The organism is Clostridium pasteurianum BC1 (assembly GCF_000389635.1).
Taxonomy (GTDB): Bacteria; Bacillota; Clostridia; order Clostridiales; family Clostridiaceae; genus Clostridium_I; species Clostridium_I pasteurianum_A.
In genome coordinates, this window is record NC_021182.1 from 2,796,259 (window position 1) to 2,816,425 (window position 20,167).

A 20,167-nucleotide genomic window follows, 5' to 3' on the forward strand; every position below is an offset into this window, starting at 1 on the left:
TCTTTATACACTTTATAAATTATTTTACATATGCTATAATAATTGATAATAAATACATATAAGGTGGAAATATACATGATAGAAATAAAATTACAAAACATATTAAATAGAGAAGAAAGGTCTTTAAACTGGGTATCAATTAAAACTGGTATAGCTTATTCTACACTACATAAATTAAATAATAACAATACTACATCTATAAGTTTTAATACTTTAGATGCTTTATGCAAGTTGTTTAAATGTAAATTAACTGATATTATTGATTTTGTAGATGAAGAAAAAAGGTAGTGAGATATAATTCCACTACCTTTGCTTTTAATTTAGTTAACATCAGCATCTAATACTTCGGTTAATAATTTTTCCAGCACTATAATTTCTATAGGATTAATTACTGTTAAATCTTTATCTTCTGGTTTTAAAATATATCTTGTATATTTTTTATCTCTGAATCTTGGGTCATTTGATGAAAATTTACAATCTCTAATAATCTCTAATTTTACACTATATTGCCCATCTGTTATTGTATCTCCCTTGCTAAAATCAATATTATAGCAAATAAATTTAAATATATTTGCTAGACCATGATTTATATTTTCAGTCATAGTTCCCTTTAATTCTATATATTTAGGATTACTATTATTTTCTACAACTAAATCAATACCTTTTGTTGTATTATAGTCTAATAAGGTAAAATCAAATAGTAAAGGATATATGTTTATTAAATTTATTAAAAAAACCAATGTCTCTGATTCTGAATAATATGTAACCTTTTTTCTTTTATTCTTTTTTAACTTAGCTGGCTCAAATATACATTTGTTACCTATAGGTAATTTAATTAAGCTTTTATTTTGGGAAGCTTTATATCGTTCTTTAAGAAATTTTTTATCTTCAACAGCATCATTTTTATTTTTTTCATCTCTTTCTATATCTGTTCTTTCTTTGATAGCATTTTTTACAATTGTTGTCTCAAAAATTTCATTTAATTTCTTCTTTATTAGTTGTAGTTTTTCTAAATCAGTATTTCTTATTGATCCTCTATTAGCTGTCAATTCAAATTCATCACAATCTAAAAATGCATGTAAATATGTATAAGTATTAATTCCTTTTCCACCTTCAATCCAATCATCAACTTTTTCAATTGGTACACCACCTTTACATGCCCATATTCCATATCTTTCTCCATCACTATGAAGAAGATTTTTATTTATTGAAGTTGCGCCTTTTCTACTTAATAAAACATCGTATCTTCTTTTTGTTTCATATCCCTCAACATATATTATTAAATTGAATTTTGTTTGATTATCATCACAAACTACGCTTTCAATACTACTAGGATATATTTTTTTACTATAGAAATCATAATATTGTTTATTACTTTCAATTTTATTTCTATATTTTCTTAAATCTGTCTCATTAGTTCTATTTTTTTCTATAAAATAATGCCCTAATTTTATTTCTTCATATAATTCTCCATCTATTTTTTTAAATACAGGTAAAGGTTCAATTAATTTTATACTACTATATTTTTCTTTGAAATCTCCTATATCAAGACCTTGTAAGAATAGTTTTATTCCTTTATCGGCTAAATTAGAATCAAAATAGGTTCTAACCGTTCCAAAAACTGTAAACCATTTAATATAATCTCTTATATAAATATGTGTTAACATATATTTTGTAAGACTTAAATTAAAATATTTTGGATTTTTAATACTCATAAAAAATCCTGTTTTATATTTTGATGGAATTTCAATATTCAAGTCTTTAGGATTCATAGGATCACTATATTTATATGTATCGTTTTCTTTTATTTGTTTTACAGCTTCAATCATTTCAGCAGCCCAATAATCCCCCTCAACTTTAGAGCAAATTTTAATTTGTTCAGAATTAAAAAAAATCTTTGTTCCATGCCCTTTATATCCTAACTTACCTTTTATAGGGGATTTATTTTTATCTATTTTTGAGGAATTAGCTAGTCCAAAAAAATCGTCTATTCTATTTTTTTTAAGTCCTTTTCCATTATCTAAAATATCAATATATAAGTCAGACTGAGAAAGTTCCTTAGAACAATAAATTTTACAATAAATCTCAGTAGCATCTTCATCCACAGCATTTTGAAATGCTTCTCTAAATATTTCAAGTGGATTACTAAAATCAGTAATTGTTTGATATAATTCATATCCATTATTTATCTTTGGTGTTCGATTATATTTTTTACTATATTCCATATGATACCACCCATTTATTTATATATTTTACATATATTGTACTATTATATTTTATTTATTTCAACTAAAATGTAAATAACAATATTTTCATAAGTTCTGCCAGAACCAATACCAACCTTTTCTGCTATAATATCACTAATGACTCTCTTTTTCGTTAACTCTTTTAATATAAAATTAAATTCTATTAATAATATAAGTATTTTAGACAAAAAAATTGACAATAATTTCTTTACATTTTCTACATAATAATATATAATATGCATAGAACAAAAGTGCTAAATGGTACCCCTTTTTTAATAAACCCTATGTCCACACATAGGGTTTATTTATTTTTTTGTAAACTTTTATATGCATATTACCATCTTTTTCCAATAAAGTGTATAATATATATTGTAAAATAATTACAAGGGAGTGTTAATATGAATAACAAAACAAGTATGCTAAAAAGAAAAGGATTATCTAGAATAATTACCGCCTGTATTATCGCAGTAGGTATTGTAAGTTTATTTAGTGGTTGTGGATCTAATGGTAAAAACAATACTACTAATAATGCTACTAATAATGCTACTAATACTATTGCATCAAATAATACTACTGCAACAGACAACAACTCAAGTAATAGCGGACAAGCTAATACTACTAATTCATCACAACAAAATAATGCTGTAAATACTACATCTAAAACTACTTCAAATACTACATCATCAGCAGTGAATAGTAATCCAGTTGTATACTATTTAAAAGGTAGTAAAACATACTATTTAAGTAAGACAGATACAGCCTTAAAAAATAGTAAAAATATATTAAATACCACTTTAAAGCAAGCTAAAGCATCAGGTATGCATGAATCTACTACAAAAAATTGATAAGCAATATTTATGTTAATTCAAAGTATAATTTATAGTGTAAAGTTTAGCTGTTAAAATGCAATAAAAGTATTTATTTACATTTTGTGTATAACAATGTATAATATGTATAAGCAATATATTATTATAAAAATTACCCTTTCTTTAGAAATAAACCTTATGTTTTGTGATAAACATAAGGTTTATTTATTTTCTTCCTGCAATAGTATCCAAACTCCAGGTAAATACATTCAGTACATCTTGCCTTACCTTTTCTCTGCCATGCTCTATTCTTTTTAGATACATCTATTATCGATCCCATACTCATACCTGTTTTATTGTTCTCATAATCTCAACTCCTGTTTAATTCAGTTTTTTAATAAATCTCTTGACTTACCGAACTAAACTGCTTATATTTTTGGAATGATAAGCAATTGTGAGGAAGATATAGTTTGCCCTAGAAAAGAGCATAAATGAAAAGAACTACCAAACTAATGGTAATTCTTATATTTTTGTTTATGATGAAGTTGCTGAGTATAGTAACTGCTATTGTTATTAATACTTAACATATAAATTACTGCCCTTATATGTGCCTATATGGCTTATATTAATAGCTGCCTTGCGACCAGTAAAACCTACCTATCTAATTTATTTAACGCATAGATACAGGCGTTTGACGGGTATATGCCACAATAACAGAAATAATATATAACCGAGTACGATTTTCAGCATTGGCTCGACCACACCACTAGAATTATTTTAAGTTGCTCTAGTGCTTGGACAACTCACATATTACCTTAAAAACGGCAATAAGAAACTAGACCTTGCAAAAAAATTATTTTTTTAGTAAAATAATTGTAAGGTTTAATTTAGCAATATTCAATTAAAGTCGTTGTTGAGTTGTTAAATTTAAATTTCTATAAGCTAATGTTGTCGGGACATATAGCTTATTTTTTTATTAATACCATTCTACTGATCCATCTAATTTCTGATATACTCGTAGCCATTGACCATTTTTAAAAATCACTTTAATAGCAACTCGTTTATTTTTCATTGCTAATTTTTTATAACTTTCAATATCTTCTCTCATTTCCTTGGATTGTAATTTATAATAATAATTAAATAGTTCTTTTGCAGACATAATAAATCACCTCTTATTTTTTAAGTTCATATTTTCTAAAGGACTAAAATTTTGATAATTCTTTCTTATATCAGCATCTGTTAGATCTAAATATGCTGATTCCGTCACCTTCACTGATGAATGCCCTAAAATTTTACTTAAAGTATATATATTACCTCCACACATGAGGAATCTTTTAGCAAAATTATTACGTAATTGGTGAGGACAAATATCATTTAGACTAATTCTTTTACCATAATCTCTTAATTTCTTTTCAAAAGTTCTTATTAATAGCTGTGTGCCCTTTGAAGTGCAAAATAACAGTTCTGATTCTACATACCTATCTTTATACTGTAGCCACCTTTTAAGTCCTCTCTGCATGATCTGACTGAAATATACATATCTATTCTTTTTACCCTTTGTATTTTCTGCTGTTAGAAATATACTTCTATAATTGAGATCTAAATCTGTAACTTTTATTGCTAAAGATTCAGATATTCTCATACCTGTATCAAGTAATAGTTGAATAATAATATAATCACGATATTCATGGAATTTAGTTGTATCGATATGCCTAAGTAATTCTGACATTTGTTCATCAGAAATAAAACCCTTTGGTTTTCTATCATTTTTGAATTGCTTAATATTTTTGACTATGTCTTTCTTAATATAGTTTTGATCTTTTAGATAATTGAAGAACACCTTAATGTTTCTAATATAATTATTAACTGTTGTCAAAGATACTTTTTTACCATAGTCATTTCTAATTTCTGGTTTATTAATTTTTAAACTATTCTTATCACCTACAACAGTATATTTACCTCTGTCTTTTATATAGATTATATATTCTCTTATTATTTTTTCTGAAATACTTGATAAATTAACTATCTTTTTTTCTTCGTTTAAATAATTGAAAAATAATCTGAGTGTTTGCTCATAGCTCATCATAGTTTTTTTAGATAAGTTCTTAGATTCACAATAAATCATAAATTCATCTAATAGAATATCCATATTTTTCATAAAAAAATAGACCTCCTCCATTCACCTAATGAATGAAAAAAGTCTATCAGTATTTTATTTATAGATTTATACACAATTTCTTACATTTTTGCTTCTAGCATAAAAAGCGAACTACCGCTAAACCATTTACTGAGCAACATTCTTAACTCTGTTCTTAAGTCTAAGCTTATCTGCTATCATTGCAATAAATTCCGAATTAGTTGGCTTACCTTTTGCGTTATGTATTGTATAGCCAAATAATTTATTTATAGTATCAACTTGACCTCTTGACCAGGCTACTTCAATTGCATGTCTTATTGCTCTTTCAACACGACTGGCAGTTGTATTGTATTTTTTCGCTATAGATGGGTACAACTCTTTAGTTACAGCTGATAAAAGTTCTATATTCTCTACTACCATGTTAATAGCTTCTCTTAAATACATATAGCCTTTAATATGAGCAGGTACTCCTATTTCATGAATTATACTTGTTATTTCAGCTTCTAAATCTAAAGGTTCCGATTCGGAAACTTTTACTTCTGCAGCTTTCTCAGTAGGCATTGTCTTTTTCGTATCTGAATCTAAAATTGTATTATTAAACATTTGTCTTATTCTCTTTGTAAATACATCCATATCAAAAGGCTTTACAACATAATAATCTGCGCCTAAAGTTATAGCTCTCTGCGTAATCTTATCCTGACCTACAGCTGACAATACGATTACATTTGGTACAGGGTTTATATCCATATTCCCAAGTCTTTCTAAAACTCCCAAGCCATCTAAATGTGGCATTATTATATCTAATATAACTAAGTCTGGCTTCTTCTCTTCAATTAATTTTAAAGCCTCTATCCCGTCTTTAGCGATCCCCACTACTACTATGTCACTTTGATTTAATAAATAATCATTTAGAATGTTACAGAATTCTTTATTATCATCCGCTATCAATACACTTATTTTAGAATATTCCATTTTTTACTCCCCTTTATATTTCTAATTTCCATATGTTTACAGTTAAAGTATTCGACAAATCTTTAATAAAACCTTCTTTATTATATAAATTATTTTTTTTATTAAATTTATTTTATATTTATATTTTTATTAAATAAATTATATTTCTGTTCTATTTTATTATTAAATCAACTAAAAAGCAAGATATTTTGTAAAATTTTACTATAATAATTTATTTTAACATTAATTATAAAAATCACTGTCTCAAAATAAACACCTTATACAAGACACAAATAAATAAACATACGTTAATTTGTAAAAAACATTTAAAAGTAATATTTTGATGGCATTAACACTTCTATCATTGATAGAGAAAAAGGGCGTCTCTAATGCCGCATATAATACATTTGAGACAAACCCTTTTGTTTTTAATTTAAAATCCCAGCATCCTTTAGCATCCATTCCATATATATTCCATATCCTACATCAGGTTTATTAATAAGAACATGAGTTACAGCACCTACAATTTTATTATTTTGTATTATAGGACTACCGCTCATTCCTTGAACAATACCACCTGTTTTTTCTAATAATTCTGGATCTGTAACTCTTATAACCATACTTTTAGGTCCTGGTGATTCCTGTGAAAGAAGCTTTTCAATTTTTATATTATATAATTTAGGTTGCTCACCATCTATTGTAGTTAGTATCTGAGCATCTCCTTCTTTTATGTCATTTCTAAGTCCCACTTCCATAGGTTTATTAAACTTACTATTTTTTAATGTTTTAACACAAGTACCATAAATTCCCGAAACAGTATTAGTTTTTATATTTCCTAGAGGATCTTGTTCATTTACAAAAATCCCTCTAACTTCTCCAGGGTTACCCTTAGTTCCCTTTTTTATAGATATAATGGAAGAATTTATTATATTGCCATCTTTTACTGTAAGCATTGTACCAGTATCTACATCCGTTATAGGATGACCTAGTGCCGCAAATTTTCCTGATTTTTCATGGTAGAAGGTTAGGGTTCCTACACCAGCAGTGGAATCTCTCACCCAAAGTCCTAATTTGTAACCATTATCTACATCGCTTTTTACTGCTTTAATTTCCTTATCAATATTTTTCCCTTCTCTTACTATGGTGACTTTCATAATTGAATCCTTATATTTATTTAGTTTTTCTGAAACACTTTTAGAATTATTTACATTTTCTCCATCAATTTTTATTATACTATCACCAATTTGTACACCTGCTTGTGCCGCTGGACTACTAATTTTTCCATTTTGTGAGTCAATATCAGATAGTCCTACTACTAGAACTCCCTGAGTATTTAACTTTATGCCTACCGGCTGACCTCCAGGATAAACAGTTATAGGCGGTACTATTTCTAAATTTACATTTTTAACTGGAAAAACACCTAATAAATTTATAGATTTCCTTATTTTTGTTCCATATCCTTTATTGACATTTTGCTTTAGTACTGAAATATCATCATTATTTACCTTTAATAATGAGCCATAATTTATATTTTCACCTTGCCTTACATATATGGTTTCAGGTATATCTCTTAAGCTCATAAAGGTAACTAAAGTTAAAATAATAATAGGAGTTAAAATAGAGCATATTATTTTTAACTTTTTATTTTTCATGCTTTTAACCTCCTGTTTTCCTAAGATTATAACTTTAAGTTACCCTTCTGAATTTTTATTATGCTATTATAACGATGCATTATTAGTTAATACTTTGAATATACGAAAAATATCAATAAAAAACCCCATAATTTATATTATGGGTTTTTTTATTGATATTTATTATAAATTCTTCCTTAATTTTTTCTTTTTATTATCTGCCAATAGAATCATTTCCTTAGAATTTTCCAAAGTTAAATTTGTAACTTCACTACCGCTAATCATTTTAGCAATAGCTTTCTCTTTTTCTTCTAAGGTAAGTCTATTTACAAAAGTAAAAGTTTTATTATTTAATATCTTTTTTTCAATAAGATAATGCACATCTGACATACACGCAATTTGTGGCAAATGTGTTATACAAAAAACCTGATGATTATTTGATATAGCGTACATTTTTTCTGCTACACTTTGGGCAATTCTACCACTTATCCCAGTATCAATTTCATCAAAAATTACGGAAGGTATATTATCCTTATCAATGAAAGCGGTTTTAAATGCTAACATGATCCTAGACAATTCACCGCCAGAAACAACTTTTTCCAGTTCCCTCAATGGTTCTCCAGGATTAGTAGTTATAAAAAATTGTACTTTATCTCCTCCATTTTCATTTATATTATTTTCATTAAATTCTATTTTTATTTTAAATAAACTTTTATCAAGACCTATATACTTCAATTCATCTAAAATTTTTCCTTCTAAAATTTTTGCAACTTTTTCCCTTATACTATGAATTTTTTTACCTTGATTAGTTACTTTTATACAAATTTCTTTTTTATCAATTGATAATTGTTCTATAATTTCAGAAAAATGAACAAGTTCTTCATACTGACTTATTATCTTATCTCTATAATTAATTATATCTTTAATAGTTTTTCCATATTTCTTTTTTAATCCATCAATTGTATATAATCTATTATTTATATATTCAAGTTCTTTATCATCAAATTCAATTTTATCTTTAATATCTCTGATAATTGATATATTTTCTTCTATATTATAATAACATTCCTCTAAAGAATCTACCACAGACTTTATTTCATTAGAATGTTCCTCTATAGATTTAAGCTCTTTAATAACAATTCCTAAATTGTCAAATATGGATGAAAATCCTTCCTTTCCAGTATACAATCTTTGGTAATTATTACATAAGACCTTATTTATAACCTCACTATTTGATATAATAGTGTATCTTTCTTCCAAATCAATATCTTCGCCCTCTTTTAATTTTGCCCTTTCTATTTCATCAATTTGATATTTTAAAAAATCTATAATTTTATCTTTGTCCCCTGTTTTTTTAGAAAATTCATCTATTTTTGCATCAATATCTTTTAACTCATTATAATATATGTTATATTGTTCTTTTTCTTTTTTTAAAGAATTATATCCGAAAGAATCCAAAAAAACAATGTGATTTTCTGAATTCATAAGAGTTTGATTCTCATGCTGTCCATGTATATCCATTAACGTCTCACTAATTTTTCTCAATTGAGCAAGTAAAACTGTCTTACCATTTATTTTAGTTATATTTTTACCTGATTGAAATGCTTCCCTCGAAATAATTAAAATGTCATTATAATCAATTTCTAAACTTTTTAGTACCTCTATGGTCTTACTGTTTTTAGTAGTAAAAACAGCTTCTACAAAAGTCTTTTTTTCACCAGTTCTAATGGAGCTCTTTGCAAACTTTACCCCAAGTACATAGTTTATAGCATCAATTAATATAGATTTACCTGCACCAGTTTCACCAGATAACACATTAAATCCATTTTCAAAGGAAATAGTTAGGGATTCTATAAGGGCAAAATTAGTGATATTTAACTGAAGGAGCATGTTAAGTCCTCCTATTCATTTTCATTAAGCAGTCTTTTTAATTTCTGTACTATTTCAAATGCCTTTTCCTCATTGCGTACAAGTATAAATATAGTATTATCTCCTGCTATAGTACCTGCTATTTCATCAAAATTAAGAGTATCAATTGCTTCTGCTGCACCTGGCGCAGATCCAGAAATAGTTTTAACTACCACAAAATTTTTTACATGTTCTACATGTAAAACTGTTTGAGTAAATATACTAATCAATTTATTTGACAGAAAGCTTTCAGTGGAAGTTATTGAAGCATATTTGTACTTTCCACTAGTAGACAAAACTTTAATTAATTTCAATTCCTTTATATCTCTTGAGACTGTAGCTTGCGTTACCATAATATCTTCTTTTTTTAGTTCATCTGCTAATTCTTCTTGAGTTTCTATATCCTTTGAGTTTATTATTTCTAAAATTTTAGCATGCCTCGATATTTTCATTCCTCATCACCTTCACACTCTATTGTTCTGGATATTATTTTTTTTCGTAATATTTTAAAATAATCATACCCTTTAATTCTAATTATCTTACATTTAAATGGAGCCTCTTTAATATAAACCTTATGTATATTACTAATTTGCTGAGAATCTTGGCCATCCAGAGTTAAGTACACAGGCTGATATACTTTATTTAAGACCACATTGACTTCATTTTTACTATCTATAACCATAGTTCTCACACCAAGGGATAAAGGACATATAGGTGTAATAGAAATTAAATTTAATGTAGGAGAGATTATTGGCCCTCCAGCAGAAAGAGAATAAGCAGTAGATCCTGTAGGGGTAGAAACAATTATTCCATCTGACATAAATTTTGTATAAAATTTACCATCAACTTTTATGCTATATTCTAATATTCTTGCCAAAGTTCCTTTAGATATAACAACTTCATTCAGTGCATAATATATTTTTTCATCTTCATTTCTTTTGATTTTACACTGAAGCATAATTCTCTCTTCTATTTCATATTCTGATTTTGACAATTTTATAATACATTCTTTTAATTCTGATAATTCTGCACTTGCTAGAAAACCTAAATGACCTAAATTAATGCCTAGTATTGGTATATTATATTTACATACTCTTCTAGCAGTACTTAAAATGGTGCCATCACCACCTAAGGATATCATTATATCTATTTTTTTGGCATCCTCTTGATTAAAATTTCTAAGGTCATCAAATATTTTTATTTTTACATTTTTTATATTCTCAACTATAAGATCAGCTATCTCTCTAGTTATAGTTCTATCCTTATCTTTACTGATATTAATATTGATACCTATATTTTTCATAAATTTTTTCTCCTAATCCAACTGACCATGAGCTTTTTTTACAATCTGCTCTATATTTTTCAACAAAAAGTCACTATGAACACTATCACTTTTATTAAAATATACAAGGTATTCTATATTTCCTTCAGGTCCCTTTATAGGTGAATAATCTAAACCTATTATATTTAAATTTTTCTCAATGAGAAAAATTACTATTTCTTCAATAACTTCTTTATGAACTTCCGGATCTCTTACGACACCCTTCTTCCCAACCTTTTCTCTCCCAGCTTCAAATTGTGGTTTAATTAAGGCTACAATTTCTCCATTATCTAGTAACAGATCTAAAACTGCTGGAATTACTTTTTTTAAGGATATAAAAGAAACATCTATACTTGCAAAGTTTCCTTTTTCACCTATATCTTCTTCTTTTAGATATCTTACATTAGTCCTTTCCATACAGACAACTCGTGGATCCTGTCTCAGCTTCCATGCAAATTGACCATAACCTACATCAATAGAAAATACCTTTATAGCTCCATTTTGAAGCATACAGTCTGTAAAACCTCCTGTAGAGGCTCCTATATCAAAACATATTTTATCTTTTAGGTCTATTATAAAGGATTTAATAGCTTTTTCAAGTTTATATCCACCCCTACTTACATAGGGCATAGTTTCTCCTTTAAATACTATATTTGAGGTTTCCTTTACCTTTTCACCACATTTATCATATCTTACATTATCTATAAAAATTTCTCCAGCCATTATACTGGCTCTTGCTCTTTCTCTCGATTGAAAAAGACCTTTTTTAACCAATAAAACATCTAATCTTTCTTTTGCTTCAGCCATCTTAACTCCTTAATCAGATAAATTTTAAAACATTATGGAAAATCCCATCTACATCTAAGCCATGTAATTTATATAATAAATCCACATTTCCTTGAGTAACAAATTTATCTTTGTATCCCAATGTTAAAATATCATTTTTATATCCCAAGCTGTTGGCATATTCTAAAATTGAAGTTCCCAATCCACCATGTAAAATATTATCCTCTACAATAATTATTTTATAATCATTATGAACTAATTTTTTAATTATATCTTTATCTATAGGTTTAATAAATTCTGCATTTATAATAGTAGCTTTAATTCCTGATTTTAAAAGCTTTTCTCTAACCATTATGGCTGTCTGAACCATTTTACCACAAGCTATTATTGCAATAGTACCTTCATCTATAATAATCTCCCATTTTCCTCTAAAAAATTCTTTTAAAGGACTTAATTTAACCTTAGGATTATCCGTTCCCCTTGGATATCTTATGGCAATTGGTCCATAAGCATCATTAGCTGCCCATCTTAACATATATATAAGCTCTTCAGTACATTTTGGACTCATAACTGTCATATTTGGCATTTGAGTTAAATAGGATAAATCAAATATTCCCTGATGAGTTTCCCCATCTTCTCCAACTATTCCAGCCCTATCTATTGCAAAAACAACAGGCAATTTTTGAATACATACATCGTGAAGAACTTGATCATATGCCCTTTGTAAAAATGTAGAGTATACAGCAAAAACAGGCTTTATTCCCTGAGTGGCCATTCCAGCGCACAATGTAACTGCATGTTGTTCAGCTATGCCAACATCAAAAAACCGTTTAGGAAATTTATCAGCAAAATTATTTAATCCTGTTCCATCAGGCATAGCAGCAGTAACCGCCACTATTTTTTTATTTTCCTTTGCTAAATTTATCATTTCACTTCCAAACACTTTTGAATATGTTAATCCTTTTATAGAGCATATTTCACCACTATCGCAGTCAAAGGGTCCAATACTATGAAATTTATTTGAATTTTTTTCAGCAAAATCATATCCTTTACCCTTTTTAGTAATAACATGTACTAAAACAGGGCCCTTTATATTTTTAGCTAAGGTTATTACTTGTATTAATTCATCTATATTATGTCCATCTATAGGTCCTAAATATTTAATTCCCATATCCTCAAACAGCATTCCCGGGATAAAGAGCTGCTTAAAACTACCTTTTATCTTTTGCAGTGAATTAGCAAGTCCTATTCCCATATTTGTTTTTCTCAGCTGATTATTTACCTCTTCTTTAAATCTATTATAGGCTGGATCTATCCTAATTTTGTTCAAATATTTAGACATGCCTCCTACATTTGGTGAAATCGACATTTGGTTATCATTTAAAATCACTATCATTTCAGTCTTGTTGTAACCTAAATCATTAAGTGCCTCATAAGCCATTCCACCTGTAAGTGCACCATCTCCAATAACCGATATCACTTCATAATTATCTTCATTTAAATCTCTAGCTCTTGCAATTCCAAGACCTGCCGATATAGAAGTACTGCTATGCCCAGTATCAAATATATCAAAAGAACTCTCTTCACGCTTTGGAAAACCACTTATTCCGCCGTACTTTCTAAGCTGTGAAAAGTCCTTTACTCTTCCTGTTAATATTTTATGTACATATGCTTGATGTCCTACATCCCAAATAAGTTTATCCTTTTTAAAATTAAATACTTTGTATAAACTTAGGGTCAATTCTACTACACCAAGATTTGATGCCAAATGTCCACCAGTTTTTGATACACTTTCTATTAAAAATTGTCTTATTTCTTCTGAAAATATATTAAGTTCTTCTAAACTCATATTTTTAATTTCATCTATATCCTTGTATTTATCAAGTATATGTGTCATTATCATCTATCCTTTACTATTAGATACAATAGCTTAGAAACCTTAGAAACTATTATATTATTATTTTCTAAAGCATAAGTTTTTCCAATGGATTTACCGCATATTGTAATTGAAGCAACTATTGCTCCTATTGCCACATTTACACTAGTAGAATTTAATTTGGTAAACTCATGTATAAGCTTTTGTGCAATAAAAAATCCTACAGAACCACTAACTATCCCTGAAATATCTCCTACTACATCATTACAAAATGTAGAAACCTTATCAGCATTTCTTACAAGTTTTATAGCAATTTTCGCCCCATTTATCTTTTTTGAGGCCATAGCATGAAAGGGTGTTTCATCTGCTGCTGTAACAGCTATACCTATTATATCAAAAATTATGCCTACAATTATAATAAAAGCCAATATAATAAAAGCTACTAGCATGTTAACCTTACTTAGTAGCGAATCGGATAAAAGAGAAATACCACTGCTTATTAAAACTGACCAGATTAAAATTGTTAAAATCCACTTTCTTCTACTCTTTGCAGTGCTTTTTCTATTGTTATTTTTTGACACTATTATTCATTCCCCCATTTGCATCTCAAAATAAGCATTAAGTGTTTATTTAAAAATGCATTACAAAAGAAGTGGCAGTATGTTGAGTAAATCTTGCGGCATAGGTCCAGTAGGATTTCCCATGAGTTAACCGAAACGTCGCCGTAACGGCAGTTTCCTTTTGATAACTCACCTAACACGTCACCATAATTAGGACTAGATTACCACTAAGTCCGCATTGCAATCCCCATCATACCTCTTTCGAACAGTCTAGGAGTTTTCCTCAACAGTTAGGCTCTTTCTTAGCCTCTTTTGCAAAATAGGTTTCAGAAGGCATCTGAATAAAATTTTTGGCCTAAAATTTTACTTTTCCTGTCCTCTACCCACTTCACTCAAGGCAGGCTACACTGCACATAGCTTTTGTACCACAATGCAGGTTTAACCCATTGCCGTAAACTAGGTATCTAACCTGGCTCACAGATAATGGTCTCCACGAAGGTAGGGTCAGTTGCGCATGCCATTGCGGTTGCCCCAGCCTCCTTACTCCCAGCACAAACCCATGACTGGGCGTCATAGGCAAGCACCAAGAACTTCATCGATATGCCCTGTAACGGATTTTTAGCCCCGCCTTTAAAAAAAGCTTACCTGACTAGAATACTGCACCACTATCAAGTATTATATCAAAAGCAATTATACCATAGACAAGTTAAATATTCAAAATGTTTCATCTATATAAATTCGTAATACTTGAAGATTGCGAACTAACTTGAAGGTTCCTGTTCATTAACCAGTGAACGCTTTCACTTGTCAATGAGCAAAATTATCATTTATTAGTTTGTTCAATCTTTATAGTTAGTTCGCCCTTTCTCACTATTACAAATTAAAGACTTATCCCAAATATTACGCTTTTAGTTCACTCTATATAACAAATATTTAGTTAATTCCTGAAGGTTAGATGTATCTCTAGGTAGGCTATTCAAAATATCTAAACATTCTCTAGTGAGATCTTTACATTTATTTTTGCACTCCTCTAATCCAAAAGTGGTTACAAAGGTTGTTTTATTGTTATCTATGTCACTATTTACAGGTTTACCTATGATATTTTCATCACCAGTGATATCCAGTACGTCATCCTTTATTTGAAAGGCAAGACCAAGCTTACTCCCAAAACTAGACAGTCTATCCAATTCACTATCTGACGCTTTTCCAAGTATGGCACCAGACAATATGGAAGCTTTAATTAGTGCTCCAGTCTTTTTTTTATGCATATACTGTAAAATGTCATAAGATATTTTTTTACCTTCACTTAGGATGTCTACTACCTGTCCACCAATCATTCCATTAGCACCAGCACTATCAGATATAATCTTACAAGCAGTTACTTCTTCTCTTCCTCTATCTTTGCAAAAATCAAACATAATGCTCATTGCCTCGTTTAGTAGTCCATCTCCTGCTAATACTGCTAATGCTTCACCAAAAACCTTATGATTTGTAGGATGACCTCTTCTAAGATCATCATCATCCATACAAGGTAAATCATCATGTATTAAGGAATATGTATGAATCATTTCTATAGCACAGGCCACAGATATTATTTCCCTGTAATTTTCTTTATACATATCATAGGTTATGCAATGTAGTATTGGCCTTACCCTCTTTCCACCAATGTCTACGCTGTACTTCATAGCTTCATATATTTTCTTATTATAAGTTCCTTTATTCTCAAAATAATTATTTAGCCACTCATTTACTTCGTTTTTTAAGGTTTCAATATTCACAACTACTCCTCATTTCCCAAAAAATCTTCTTCTTGTTCATTAGACAGTATTTTTACTTTTCCTTCAGCTTCATTTAAGTATTTATATAATTTATTACAGAGTTTAATTCCCTGTTCATAGCTTTTCATGGTTTCCTGTAAAGTAAGTTCTTTATTCTCCATGGAAGAAACAATATCATCTAATTTCTTTATCATGTTTTCATAGGATTCACTTTTAGCTGCCATATTATCACCAACTTTTAATATTATTTTTAGAACTTTTAGAATAACTGTTAAGGCATGTGAAAATAAATAGAAAGTCAAAGATGCGACGAATATTTTGAATCATGCAAGGAAACAGGTTCTGTTGACGCAGTAGGATTCAAAATAGGCTAGCATGCTGACTAGTTATTTATTTGAATATGCCTAAATAAAAGATACAAATTATGTTTTTGAAGATACCTTAATATCAAAAAATGAGCTACCATCTTTTAATGTAATTTTTACCTTATTATTACTACAAAGTGTATTTATCTCTGCAATCAAGTTACTACCTTCATCCTCTATTATAGCATATCCTCTATCTAAAACATTTAAAGGATTATGTGCATTCAGCAAAGCATTTAATTTACTAAGTTTTTGCTTTTCAGCTTCTAATTTGTTTTTAATTTTTTCATTTAAAATCTCATTCATTCTGTCTATGTAATTATATGAATTGGCTATAGCAGCAATAGGACTATTGTGTTCAAGAGTTTTCCTATACATATCTAAGGTATTTAATTTATTTTCTAGATAGGTTTTTACATTCTTATCTATAGTATACTTATAATTCTTTATTTTTTCATTTGCCTCTTCTAGATTAAAAGAAAGTATCTCTGCTCCTGCTGATGGAGTAGGAGCTCTAAGATCACTTACAAAATCCACAATAGTAAAATCAGTTTCATGCCCCACCGCAGTTACTATAGGCTTTTTTGAATCAAAAACAGCATAGGCCAATTTTTCATCATTAAAGGACCACAACTCCTCAATGGGGCCACCTCCACGAGAGAGCAGTATAACATCTATATCCTCAAATTGATTAAAATAATCTATACCCTTTATAATATCAGCCGGTGCATTAGCTCCCTGAACTAATGCAGGATAAATAGTTATATTGGTTCCTCTGTTTCTTCTTTTAGTAACATTTATAATATCCCTTATAGCTGCCCCTGTGGGTGAAGTTATAACTCCTATTTTTTTGCAAAATGCTGGTATAGTCCTTTTATGTGAAGCATCAAATAAGCCTTCGCTCTCCAACTTCTTTTTAAGTTTATTAAAAGCCTCACTTAGTTCTCCTATACCTTCTAATTTTATTTCCTCACAATAAATCTGATATACTCCATCTTTAGCATATACAGAAACTTTTCCCTTTATAACAACACTCATACCATTTTCAGGCATAAATTTCAACTTTTCTGTTTTACTTTTAAACATTATACAATTTATTTTTCCATAATCATCTTTTAGAGAAAAATAAGCATGACCACTGCTGTGAATTTTAAAATTAGATATTTCACCTTTTATAAGTGTATTATTTAATATAAAATCGCTATCTAATATCTTTTTAATATAATTACTAACTTCTGAAACCGTTAAAGTTTTAATATACATTATTCTTAAGCGCCTCACAGGTATTCATTAATAACATTGTGGTTGTCATAGCTCCTACCCCACCAGGTACTGGAGTTAAAAAAGAAGCCTTATGTATCACACTTTCAAATAAGACATCACCCTTTAGTTTTCCCTCTACCATAGTAGTTCCTACATCAATTACAATGGCACCTTTTTTTATAAAAGACTCATCTACAAAATCTGGCTTTCCTATAGCTGCGATTAAAATATCAGCCTCACTACATATTTCCTTTATATTTTTTGTTCTAGAATGGCAAATAGTAACTGTAGCATTATTATTTAAAAGAAGCTGTGCTACAGGTTTACCAACAATATTGCTCCTTCCAATAACTACAGCATTTTTACCATTTATATCTTCACCAGTACTTTTTATAAGTTCTATTATTCCTTTAGGTGTACAGGGAATAAAACTTTCTTCACCACTATAAAATTTACCTATATTAATGTGTGTAAGTCCATCTACATCCTTTTTATAATCTATTTTATCTATTATGGTCTTTTCATTAAATTTATCTGGTAATGGAAGTTGAAGCATTATTCCATCTATTTCTTCTCTATTATTTAGCTTTTCAATAATACCTATAATATTTTTTTCTGAGTCATCTTCCTCAAAATTAAATATTTCACACTTTACACCTAAACTATCACATAATTTTTTTGCATTTTTCACATAGTACTGGGAACCGCCATCACTGCCTACCAATATTATTGCCAATCCAGGAACCCTTAAATCATTGTCAATTCTAAATTTTATAAACTCTTTAATTTTATTTCTAAAATCTTCTGCAACTAATTTTCCTTGTATTGTGTTTCCCATTTCTACACCTCAACTCTTTAATTTATGCTTAAGCTCTTTTCATTATTATTTCATAGTCCTTATTTTGATTTTATTATGTTTCCCAGTACTCCATTTATAAATGCTGGAGACTTTTCATCAGAATATTTTTTTGCCAAATTAACTGCCTCATTAGCCGAAACCTTTTCTGGAATTTCATCATCAAAATATATTTCATAAACAGCAATCTTTAAAATAGACATGTTTACTTTAGAAATTCTGCTAAGCTTCCAATTATTTGAATTAGCTTCAATTATCTTATCTAAAAACGCTGTATTTTTAGATATCCCCTCCAATATATTTTCAATATATTGAAAATCCACATCTTCTAATTTTTCATTATTATCTTTATAAGTTTCTATTGCTTCATTTACTTCCTTTGTATTTATGGATATCTCAAATAGCAATTTCATTGCTATTTCCCTGCTCTTCCTTCTATTCATTAAAATTGTCTCCTCCTAAGTCATCCTCATATACTGTATAATGAGTTTATATTACTATATATTAACCTAAACTTCTATAATTTTTAATTATAAAGTATAAAAATATTATTGACATAGAAACACCCTCTAAAAATTTAGAGGGTGTTTACTCATTATTCTTCTCCTTCAATAACTGCCTCTTCCTTTGGAAGAATTACATTTTGAATATATACATTAACACTTGAAACATTAAGCCCTGTCATTGATTCAACAGCTTTTTTTACATTTTTCTGTACAGAAGATGCTACTTCTGGTATTTTAATTCCATACTGTACTACTAAATATAAATCAATTGAGGCATTATCTTCTCCTAAGTTTACCTTAACACCCTTGGAAAGGTTCTTTTTTCCACTTAACATTTGCGAAATTCCACCTACTAAGCTTGCACTCATACCCATAACACCTTTTATTTCAGCTGCGGCAAGTCCTGCAATAACTTCTACTACTTCGTCAGATATTTTTACAATACCTACTTCCACGTCATCTCTTAGCTCGTTATCCATTTTCTCTTTACCTCCTTAGTTTTGCAACATCGCACAATTCTATTAGTCTTATGTACATTATATCAAAACCAATAAAATTTTACAATGTCAAGCATCTTAAAGAAACAATCTGTTAGTCTGGCTATTTCTTTTTATATAACCTAATGAACAGGAGGCTCTATTTCTATACTTCTAAGATTGGTTACACTTAGTACCACATCTCTTATTTCTCGCTGCTGAACGTCCGATAATTTCTGAGCATCACTTTTTACCACAACACTTACTTTATCACCATTAATAGTACATAGTGCTTCTTTGTAACCTTTGCCCTTTAGCATATTTTCAACCTTTGTTGCATTTGTACTGGCAGTAGAAATATCTATGGATTTCTGTGTGGCATTTTGTTTACTTTCCTGAGATACATTCTTGTCATCAATTATAGATTTCAATGCGGCAATTGTCTGTGCATTGGTTTTCTCTCGAGTAAGTCTAGCATCAGCAAAATAATTCAAATTACTATTACTTGTAGTTGCATTTGCTGCATTATTATCGCTGCTATTAGTAGATGCTGTACTATTATTACTATTAACAAGATCTGTATCACTAACATATAATGGGCTATTAACCTTTGTAGCCAATACTCCAGCGCAAACTATAAGTACTAGTAAAGTGACAATAATAACTGCTTGTTTTCTATTCATTTAATTCCCCTCCATTTT

General features: G+C 28.9%; 22 protein-coding genes. 2 read left to right on the plus strand and 20 right to left on the minus strand.

Annotated elements, in window-relative coordinates:
- Positions 1–75 precede the first annotated feature (75 nt).
- Positions 76–288: a helix-turn-helix domain-containing protein gene (locus tag CLOPA_RS13225; RefSeq protein ID WP_015615947.1), complete on the plus strand. Its 213-nt coding sequence runs from the start codon at positions 76–78 to the stop codon at positions 286–288.
- Between the two features lie 32 nt (positions 289–320).
- Here the strand turns inward: CLOPA_RS13225 and CLOPA_RS13230 are convergent, their stop codons facing one another.
- Both CLOPA_RS13230 and CLOPA_RS13235 read right to left on the minus strand, forming a co-directional pair.
- A complete protein-coding gene (locus tag CLOPA_RS13230) occupies positions 321–2,225 on the minus strand; it encodes an ATP-binding protein (RefSeq protein WP_015615948.1) in 1,905 nt (634 codons plus the stop codon).
- A 44-nt stretch (positions 2,226–2,269) separates the two neighbouring features.
- The gene (locus CLOPA_RS13235; protein ID WP_155241915.1) at positions 2,270–2,434 is read right to left on the minus strand and encodes a hypothetical protein; all 165 of its coding nucleotides are present in this window, start codon (positions 2,432–2,434) and stop codon (positions 2,270–2,272) included.
- A 210-nt stretch (positions 2,435–2,644) separates the two neighbouring features.
- Between CLOPA_RS13235 and CLOPA_RS23835 the strand changes: the two genes are divergently transcribed.
- Positions 2,645–3,091, plus strand: coding sequence for a hypothetical protein (locus CLOPA_RS23835; protein ID WP_015615950.1), 447 nt, complete (start codon positions 2,645–2,647; stop codon positions 3,089–3,091).
- A 157-nt stretch (positions 3,092–3,248) separates the two neighbouring features.
- On the opposite strand, the gene CLOPA_RS25645 is transcribed toward CLOPA_RS23835, so the two are convergent.
- The 18 genes from CLOPA_RS25645 to CLOPA_RS13325 all read right to left on the minus strand — a co-directional run bounded on the left by CLOPA_RS25645 (position 3,249) and on the right by CLOPA_RS13325 (position 20,149).
- Positions 3,249–3,392, minus strand: a complete 144-nt coding sequence (locus CLOPA_RS25645) for a hypothetical protein (protein WP_172638593.1) — start codon at positions 3,390–3,392, stop codon at positions 3,249–3,251.
- Positions 3,393–4,028: 636 nt separating this feature from the next.
- On the minus strand, positions 4,029–4,211 hold the full coding sequence (locus tag CLOPA_RS13245) for a hypothetical protein (RefSeq protein ID WP_015615951.1): 183 nt from the start codon (positions 4,209–4,211) through the stop codon (positions 4,029–4,031).
- A 6-nt stretch (positions 4,212–4,217) separates the two neighbouring features.
- The gene (locus CLOPA_RS13250; RefSeq protein WP_015615952.1) at positions 4,218–5,210 is read right to left on the minus strand and encodes a tyrosine-type recombinase/integrase; all 993 of its coding nucleotides are present in this window, start codon (positions 5,208–5,210) and stop codon (positions 4,218–4,220) included.
- Positions 5,211–5,336: 126 nt separating this feature from the next.
- Positions 5,337–6,161 (minus strand): sporulation transcription factor Spo0A, encoded by an 825-nt coding sequence (gene spo0A / locus CLOPA_RS13255; protein ID WP_015615953.1) that lies wholly within the window; start codon positions 6,159–6,161, stop codon positions 5,337–5,339.
- Between the two features lie 407 nt (positions 6,162–6,568).
- Positions 6,569–7,792, minus strand: coding sequence for a SpoIVB peptidase (gene spoIVB / locus CLOPA_RS13260; RefSeq protein ID WP_015615954.1), 1,224 nt, complete (start codon positions 7,790–7,792; stop codon positions 6,569–6,571).
- A 162-nt stretch (positions 7,793–7,954) separates the two neighbouring features.
- Entirely contained in the window at positions 7,955–9,661 is a 1,707-nt protein-coding gene (recN, locus tag CLOPA_RS13265) for a DNA repair protein RecN (RefSeq protein WP_015615955.1), read from the minus strand.
- Positions 9,662–9,672: 11 nt separating this feature from the next.
- Positions 9,673–10,131 carry an arginine repressor gene (locus tag CLOPA_RS13270; RefSeq protein WP_015615956.1) on the minus strand — a complete coding sequence of 153 codons (459 nt, stop codon included), beginning with the start codon at positions 10,129–10,131 and terminating at the stop codon, positions 9,673–9,675.
- A complete protein-coding gene (locus CLOPA_RS13275; protein WP_015615957.1) occupies positions 10,128–10,982 on the minus strand; it encodes an NAD(+)/NADH kinase in 855 nt (284 codons plus the stop codon). Before CLOPA_RS13275 ends, CLOPA_RS13270 begins: the two co-directional genes overlap by 4 nt.
- 12 nt (positions 10,983–10,994) lie before the next feature.
- Entirely contained in the window at positions 10,995–11,807 is an 813-nt protein-coding gene (locus CLOPA_RS13280) for a TlyA family RNA methyltransferase (RefSeq protein ID WP_015615958.1), read from the minus strand.
- Between the two features lie 13 nt (positions 11,808–11,820).
- Positions 11,821–13,683, minus strand: coding sequence for a 1-deoxy-D-xylulose-5-phosphate synthase (gene dxs, locus CLOPA_RS13285; protein WP_015615959.1), 1,863 nt, complete (start codon positions 13,681–13,683; stop codon positions 11,821–11,823).
- A gap of 2 nt (positions 13,684–13,685) precedes the next feature.
- Positions 13,686–14,243, minus strand: coding sequence for a CNNM domain-containing protein (locus CLOPA_RS13290; RefSeq protein ID WP_015615960.1), 558 nt, complete (start codon positions 14,241–14,243; stop codon positions 13,686–13,688).
- Positions 14,244–15,130: 887 nt separating this feature from the next.
- A complete protein-coding gene (locus tag CLOPA_RS13295) occupies positions 15,131–16,000 on the minus strand; it encodes a polyprenyl synthetase family protein (RefSeq protein WP_015615961.1) in 870 nt (289 codons plus the stop codon).
- A 2-nt stretch (positions 16,001–16,002) separates the two neighbouring features.
- Positions 16,003–16,224, minus strand: coding sequence for an exodeoxyribonuclease VII small subunit (locus CLOPA_RS13300; protein WP_015615962.1), 222 nt, complete (start codon positions 16,222–16,224; stop codon positions 16,003–16,005).
- Positions 16,225–16,422: 198 nt separating this feature from the next.
- Positions 16,423–17,628 carry an exodeoxyribonuclease VII large subunit gene (xseA, locus tag CLOPA_RS13305; RefSeq protein WP_015615963.1) on the minus strand — a complete coding sequence of 402 codons (1,206 nt, stop codon included), beginning with the start codon at positions 17,626–17,628 and terminating at the stop codon, positions 16,423–16,425.
- Entirely contained in the window at positions 17,618–18,466 is an 849-nt protein-coding gene (locus CLOPA_RS13310) for a bifunctional 5,10-methylenetetrahydrofolate dehydrogenase/5,10-methenyltetrahydrofolate cyclohydrolase (RefSeq protein ID WP_015615964.1), read from the minus strand. The genes xseA and CLOPA_RS13310 overlap by 11 nt, the downstream gene beginning before the upstream one ends.
- Positions 18,467–18,525: 59 nt before the next feature.
- Complete coding sequence (gene nusB / locus CLOPA_RS13315; protein ID WP_015615965.1) at positions 18,526–18,927, minus strand: transcription antitermination factor NusB; 402 nt, start codon at positions 18,925–18,927, stop codon at positions 18,526–18,528.
- A 152-nt stretch (positions 18,928–19,079) separates the two neighbouring features.
- Positions 19,080–19,469 (minus strand): Asp23/Gls24 family envelope stress response protein, encoded by a 390-nt coding sequence (locus CLOPA_RS13320; protein WP_015615966.1) that lies wholly within the window; start codon positions 19,467–19,469, stop codon positions 19,080–19,082.
- A 140-nt stretch (positions 19,470–19,609) separates the two neighbouring features.
- A complete protein-coding gene (locus CLOPA_RS13325; protein WP_015615967.1) occupies positions 19,610–20,149 on the minus strand; it encodes a SpoIIIAH-like family protein in 540 nt (179 codons plus the stop codon).
- Between the last annotated feature and the right edge of the window lie 18 nt (positions 20,150–20,167).